Here is a 6,144-nt window from a genome sequence, read left to right as displayed (position 1 = left end):
CCGTGGACGCGCGCGGGCGAGTCGTTCGGCTTCGGCCCGGCCGGTGCCCACCTGCCGCAGCCCGCGGGCTACGGCGAGCTGTCGGCCGAGGCGCAGGACGGCGTCGCGGGCTCGACGCTGGAGCTGTACCGGTCGGCGCTCGCGCTGCGGCACGAGCTGCAGTCGGACGAGACGCTGGAGTGGATCGAGGCGCCCGACGACGTCGTGCACTTCGTTCGGCCCGGCGGCTGGCACGTGGTGACGAACTTCGGCGCGGAGCCGACGGCGCTGCCCGCCGGCGAGGTGCTGGTCACGAGCGAGCCCCTGGCCGACGGCCTGCTGCCGGGCGCGACGACGGCGTGGGTCCGCACGAGGTAATCCCGCGCGGCGCCACACGACCATGCGGTTGCTGCCAGGACGAGCACCGTCCTGGCAGCAACCGCATGGTCGTCCTCAGGACCCGAGCTGATCAGGACCCGAGCGTCGCGCCCCAGGGCCGCGACGGGTCGTGCACCGCCACGGCCAGTGTCGTGTCCGACTGGCCGTAGTACGCGAGCCAGCGCCCCCGGAACTGCACCAGCCCCTCCACGAACGTCACGTTGGACACCAGGCCGTTGCGGTCCTCGAACGTCTGCGGCTTGAGCCACGGCTCCTGGAGCCGGGCGAGCACCCTGGTCGGGTTGTCGGGGTCGATCGCGATCTGGCCGCACCGGTAGTCGACGTCGACGCTGCCGTCGGGGTTGATGACACGGGTCGCGCCGTTCGTGAGCATCACGAGCAGCCCGTTCTCGGTCAGCACCGGCGACGTCCCGATCTCGACGAGGTCGGCGTCGAAGGACCCCGGCGTCGGCGAGTACATGGGCTCGGTGTCCGGCGTGCCCGGCGTCCAGTGGATCAGGTCGTCGCTGGTGGCCCAGTAGATGGCGCCCTCGCCGAAGTACATCCACCACTTGCCCTGCATCCGCACCGGGACGATGACGCCGGCCTTGGACCAGTTGAAGCCGCGCGGGTCCACCGTGGCGAAGGTGTCGAACGACTCGAACATCGGCCCGTGCTTGGTCCAGTCGTGCAGGTCGGTCGACGTCGCCAGGCACAGCTGGGCGCTGTGCCGGTCCCAGCCGGTGTAGGTGAGGTAGAACGTGCCGTCGATGTACGCGATGCGCGGGTCCTCGCACCCGTAGCGCTCGTAGTCCTCGGACGGCGACAGGATGGGCTCGGCCTCGCGCTCGAAGTGGAACCCGTCGCTGCTCCGGGCCAGCCCGATGTGGGACACGATGTCCTCGGCGTGCGCGCGGTAGAGGAGCACGACCTCGTCGTCGACCACCAGGGCGGCCGGGTTGTAGAGGTTGGCCGACTCCCAGGTGCCGCCGCGGGGGCGCAGGATCGGGTTGTGCTCGTAGGGGACGAACGGTCCGAGCGGGAACGTTGCGTGGGTGAACATGCTGGTGACGTCCATAGGTGGGTCAGCCCTTCACGGCGGAGCCGATGTTGGATGCGGTGAAGTACCGCTGGAACAGGCAGAAGAGGATGACGACGGGGAACGCGAGCGTGGTGGCGCCCGCGAGGATCGCGCCGTTCGGGTTGGCGGTGGACTGGGCCACGTTGGAGATGTAATTCGCCAGCGACACCGCGAGCGGCTGCAGCGTGGCGTCCTTGGTGATGAGGAAGGGCCAGAGGAACTCGTTCCACGGCCCGATGAACGTGACCAGGACGACCGTGGTCAGAGCCGGCTTGACCAGCGGCACCGCGATCGAGAACACGATGCGCAGCTCGCTCGCGCCGTCGATCCGCGCCGCCTCGAACATCTCCTGCGGCAGCGCCCGGAAGAACTGCGTGAAGATGAAGACGGCGGTCGTGTTGATCGCGAACGGCAGGATCATCCCGAGGTACGTGTCGCCGAGACCGAAGCCCCGGGTGATCTGCACGTACAGCGGGATCATCAGCAGCTGGAACGGCACCATCTGGACCAGCAGCATGAGCACCCACGTGGCGCCCCGCCCGCGGAAGTCGAGCCGCGCCATCGCGTAGCCGGCCAGCAGGCCGAACGTCACCGTGCCCAGCAGCACGCCTGCGGTGAAGATCAGCGAGTTGCCGAGCGAGCCCAGCAGGTCGATGCGCGAGTCGATCGCCCCGAAGTTGCCGAGCGTCCAGCCGGACGTCGGCAGGAGCCGGTCCGGGGTGTTGGTCGGGCTCTCCTGGAAGGCGCCGACCACCATGAAGTAGAAGGGAAAGGCGAAGACCGCCGCCGCCAGCGTGAGCAGCAGGTAGCGCAGCCAGGTCCCGCGTTGTCGTCGCATGTCAGCGCTCCCTGTTGATGCGGTTGGCGGCCAGCGAGAGGACGCCGACGACGATGACCAGCAGCATGCCGATCGCCGCGGCGGTGTCCGGGTTCTGCTGCTGGATGCCGCGCTGGTAGATCAGCAGCACGGGCGTCACGGAGGCGCCGTCGGGGCCGCCGCCGTTGGTCAGCAGGTAGGGCTCCGTGAACAGGTTGGCGCCGGTGATGATCGCGAGCACGAGCACCAGCACCGTGGTGCCCCGCACGCCCGGCACCGTCACGTTGCGGAACCGCTGCCAGGCGTTCGCGCCGTCCGTCTCGGCCGACTCGTGCAGCTCGCGCGGCACGCTCTGCAGCGCCGCGAGATACAGCAGGATGTAGAAGCCGAGCTGCTTCCAGGTCACGAAGAGCGCGATGCTCGGCATCGCGAGCGACGAGTTGACCAGCCAGGACGGGTTCGGCGCGAGCGGCCCGAGGACCTCGTTGACGAGCCCGCCCGACGAGAACAGCAGCATCCACACGCCCACGAGCGACACGCTCGCCGTCAGGTAGGGCACGTAGAACGCGATGCGGTACCCCGCCGCCCACCGGATGCCGCCGTCGAGGGCCGTTGCCAGCACGAGCGACAGCACCACGGTGAGCGGCACGTTGATGACCAGGAACACCCCGATGTTCCGGAACGACTCCAGCACCTGGGGGTCGGTGAGCACGGCAGCGAAGTTGTCGAGCCCGACGAACGGCTTGGGCACGTCGACACCGGGCGCGGTGAAGAAGTAGTCGTGGAACGCGATCCAGACGGCGAACCCGAGCGGGTAGGCGAAGATCGTGACCACGAACACGAGGTAGGGCAGCGCGAACAGCGAGCCGATCGGCTGCCGCCCCCACCACGTGCGCCGGGTGCTGCGCAGGTCACCTGATGCCGTGCTCACCCGGATCAGCCCTGGACCAGCCCGGTCACCGTCTCGGCGGCGCCGCTCAGGAACTCGTCCACGCTGGTCTTGCCGAAGATCACGGCCGACGAGTACGCGTCGCGGAAGGCCTGCCACACCTCGACGGAGTTCGGGATGCTCGGCACGTCGCCCGTGCGCTCGGCCTGGTCGGCGAACACCTCGTACGACGGGTTCTCGGCGAAGTAGTCCGCGTAGGTCGTGGCCAGGTCGGTGCGCAGCGGCATCTGCCCGGTCGCCTCGAGGAGCTTGCCGTCGCTCTCCTCGCTGGTCGAGAACTTGAGGAACTCCCAGGCGGTGGCCTGGTTCTCGCACGCGGTGAACATCGAGACGTTCTTCGAGTCGGCGAACGTCACCGGCTCCGCCTCGCCGTCCGACGTCGGCACCGGCATGAAGCCGACGTCGACGCTCTCGGCGTAGGACGCGATGGCCCACGGGCCCGCGAGCTGCATCGCGGTGGTGCCGGCCGACATCGCGTCGTCGGTCGACGCCTCCTGGGGCGCGAGGCCCTCGGCGTAGATCGTCGCCCAGAAGTCGGCGACGGCCTTGCCGTTCTCGTCGTCGAACGTCGCGGCCTGGTCCTCGACCAGGGGCGTGCCGCCCGACTCCGCCAGGTACAGCGGGTAGAAGTCGAACCACGGCTGGAAGAACTCGTTGGTCGGCGAGGGCCAGATGGCGCTGTCCGCGGCGCCGGACTCCACGATCTTGCGGCTGCCGGCCAGGAAGTCGTCGTAGGTGGCCATGTCCGGGTTCTCCGGGTCGATGCCCGCCTTCTCGAAGACGGTCTTGTTGTACATGACCATCACGGGGTTCGACTTCCACGGCAGCTGGTAGTAGCCGTCGTCGGTCAGGTAGGTCTGCGCGCCCTCGCCGACGCGCTCCTCGACGTAGCTCGCGCCGTCCTCGAACTGGGACAGGTTCACGAGCCCGCCCTGGCGGACCCAGCCGGGCACCGCGGCACTCGAGATGTTGTAGACCAGGCAGGGGGCCGTGCCCGCGGTGATCGCGGCTGTGATCGCCTCCTCCGACGACGACCCGGCCGGGATCTCCTGCGCAGTCACCTGCTCGTCGGGGTGCTCGGCGTTCCAGGCGTCGACGACGTCCTGTCCCCAGCCGACCTCCTGCTCGTTGTTGGACAGCCAGACGGTGACGGGGCCGGTGCCGGACGGGCTCTCGCCGCCGTCGCCTCCGTCGCCGCTTGACGAGCAGGCCGCGGTCAGGGCCACCGCGGTGAGCAGTGCGGCGGTGCCGGCAAGACGGGGGTGCTTCATGAGAACTCCTCCTCGAGTTCGGTGTGGGGTGCCTCGGGTGCGGCACCAGCGGTGCTGGCGCGCAGGCGAAGCTCGTTGCAGTCGACCGTGACGGACTCGGGCGGCTCGCCGGCGAGGTCGGCCAGCAGCCGCTCGGCGGCCACCCGGCCTCTCCGGAACGGGTCGGTGAAGACGCTGGTCAGGGCCGGGCTCAGGTGAGCCGAGAGGTGGTCGTCGTCGAAGCCGGCCACGGCGAGGTCGTCGGGGACCACGAGCCCCCGGCTCCGGGCGTAGGAAAAGCCGGCGATGGCCATCGTGTCGTTCGAGTAGAGGATCGCGGTGGGCCGGTCGTGCAGGTCGAGCAGCTCGGCGGTCAGCGCGCGGCCGCTCCCGGCGGTGAAGTCCCCCTCGCGCAGCAGCTCCTTGCTGCCGACGCTGCGGACGTACGCCCCCGCGCGGGCGTGCGAGTGCACGTAGTCGAGCGGGCCCGACACGTGGGCGATCCGGGTGTGCCCCTGCTCGCGCAGGCGGGCGACCAGGTCCCGGACGGGCGTGGCGTCGTCGGTGCGGACGCTGGAGAACGGGCTCTCGGCGTCGTACGCGCCGAGCAGCACCGCGGGCAGCCGGATCTGCCGGAGGTACGCGACCCGCCAGTCGACGCGGTGCAGGTCGAGGACGATCACGCCGTCCGCACGCCCGCTCGCCATCGCCCGGTAGGCGCGCTCCTCCGCCGTCCGGCTGCTCGCGACCTGCAGCACCAGGGCGATCTCGTGCTCGGCGAGCACGGCCTCGACCCCCGAGATGAAGGCCGGGAAGAAGGCGTCGGACGCCAGGATCGTGGGGTCGCGGGACAGCACGACGCCCACCGCATCGGTGCGCCGCGCGGCCAGCGCGCGCGCCCGGGAGCTCGGGACCCAGTCCAGCCGCTGCGCGGCGGCGAAGACGCGGGCCTTGGTGGTCGCGGAGATCGGCCGTTTGCCGCTGTACGCATGGGACACGGTCGCCTTGGTGACACCCGCGGCGCGGGCGACGTCGTCGATCGTCGGCCTGTCCATCGCACTCCTCCGTGGTCGGGGCCGACAACGTAAAACCGGTTTGACGATCGGGTCAACCGGTTTGATGATCCGGTCGCAAAGGCCCACGTAGGCTGGCTCGCGCCCCGCCAGGCCCGGCACGGCGGCACGAAGATGACCATGCGCCTGCTGCCAGGACGAAGCCCGGCCTGGCAGCAACTACATGGTCGGTAAGAAGGGGGCGGCCCGGCCGACCAGACCGCCCCGGCTCAGCCCGCGACCGGAGCCCGGTCCTCCTCGGCGGCGTCGAGCAGGCGGACGGCGAGGTCGGCCCGCGACGTGCAGTCCAGCTTCCGCAGGGCATTGCGGACATGGCTCTCGACCGTCCGCGGCGAGAGGAACAGGTCGGCGGCGATCTGCCGGTTGGTCCGCCCTCGCGCGGCCAGCAGCGCGACCTCGCGCTCGCGGCCGGACAGCCCCAGCCCGTTGGACCGCCGTCCGCCACGCCACGGATACGGGACCGGGAGCCCGAGCCGGCGCAGCGTGCGCGTCACGCGGGCGACGTCGTTGCTCGCGGCCCGCGTTCCGTAGCCGCGCAGGGCCTCCTCCAGGAGCGCGGCACCCTCGGCGTCGCCGTCCTCGGCCAGCCACTCCCCCAGGCGCTCCACCGCCCGGGA

6 protein-coding genes and 1 pseudogene are annotated in these 6,144 nt (G+C 70.6%); 1 reads left to right on the top strand and 6 read right to left on the bottom strand.

The window, feature by feature from the left end:
* Positions 1-357, top strand: a pseudogene (locus PROKR_RS25265) (DUF3459 domain-containing protein); the annotation flags it as partial.
* 91 nt (positions 358-448) lie between these two features.
* Here the strand turns inward: PROKR_RS25265 and PROKR_RS25260 are convergent.
* The 6 genes from PROKR_RS25260 to PROKR_RS25235 form a co-directional block, all read right to left on the bottom strand.
* Positions 449-1,420 (bottom strand): glycoside hydrolase family 130 protein, encoded by a 972-nt coding sequence (locus tag PROKR_RS25260; RefSeq protein ID WP_036969284.1) that lies wholly within the window; start codon positions 1,418-1,420, stop codon positions 449-451.
* A gap of 22 nt (positions 1,421-1,442) precedes the next feature.
* A complete protein-coding gene (locus tag PROKR_RS25255) occupies positions 1,443-2,276 on the bottom strand; it encodes a carbohydrate ABC transporter permease (RefSeq protein ID WP_036969241.1) in 834 nt (277 codons plus the stop codon).
* 1 nt (position 2,277) lies between these two features.
* Positions 2,278-3,186, bottom strand: coding sequence for a carbohydrate ABC transporter permease (locus PROKR_RS25250; protein ID WP_036969240.1), 909 nt, complete (start codon positions 3,184-3,186; stop codon positions 2,278-2,280).
* A 5-nt stretch (positions 3,187-3,191) separates the two neighbouring features.
* Positions 3,192-4,475 (bottom strand): extracellular solute-binding protein, encoded by a 1,284-nt coding sequence (locus tag PROKR_RS25245; protein ID WP_036969239.1) that lies wholly within the window; start codon positions 4,473-4,475, stop codon positions 3,192-3,194.
* Entirely contained in the window at positions 4,472-5,509 is a 1,038-nt protein-coding gene (locus PROKR_RS25240) for a LacI family DNA-binding transcriptional regulator (RefSeq protein WP_036969238.1), read from the bottom strand. The genes PROKR_RS25245 and PROKR_RS25240 overlap by 4 nt, the downstream gene beginning before the upstream one ends.
* 227 nt (positions 5,510-5,736) lie before the next feature.
* A partial coding sequence (locus PROKR_RS25235; protein ID WP_036969236.1) for a helix-turn-helix domain-containing protein occupies positions 5,737-6,144 on the bottom strand: 408 nt, incomplete at its 5' end.

The organism is Promicromonospora kroppenstedtii DSM 19349 (assembly GCF_000515355.1).
Classification (GTDB): Bacteria; Actinomycetota; Actinomycetes; order Actinomycetales; family Cellulomonadaceae; genus Promicromonospora; species Promicromonospora kroppenstedtii.
Note: the sequence above shows the minus strand (reverse complement) of the source record. Positions and strands in the feature narration are given on the sequence as shown.

Excerpts from the sequence above, each read along its gene's own strand:
- PROKR_RS25260 (WP_036969284.1), bottom strand. The coding sequence starts at position 1,420 with ATGTTCACCCACGCAACGTTCCCGCTCGGACCGTTCGTCCCCTACGAG.
- PROKR_RS25255 (WP_036969241.1), bottom strand. The coding sequence starts at position 2,276 with ATGCGACGACAACGCGGGACCTGGCTGCGCTACCTGCTGCTCACGCTG.
- PROKR_RS25245 (WP_036969239.1), bottom strand. The coding sequence starts at position 4,475 with ATGAAGCACCCCCGTCTTGCCGGCACCGCCGCACTGCTCACCGCGGTG.
- PROKR_RS25240 (WP_036969238.1), bottom strand. The coding sequence starts at position 5,509 with ATGGACAGGCCGACGATCGACGACGTCGCCCGCGCCGCGGGTGTCACC.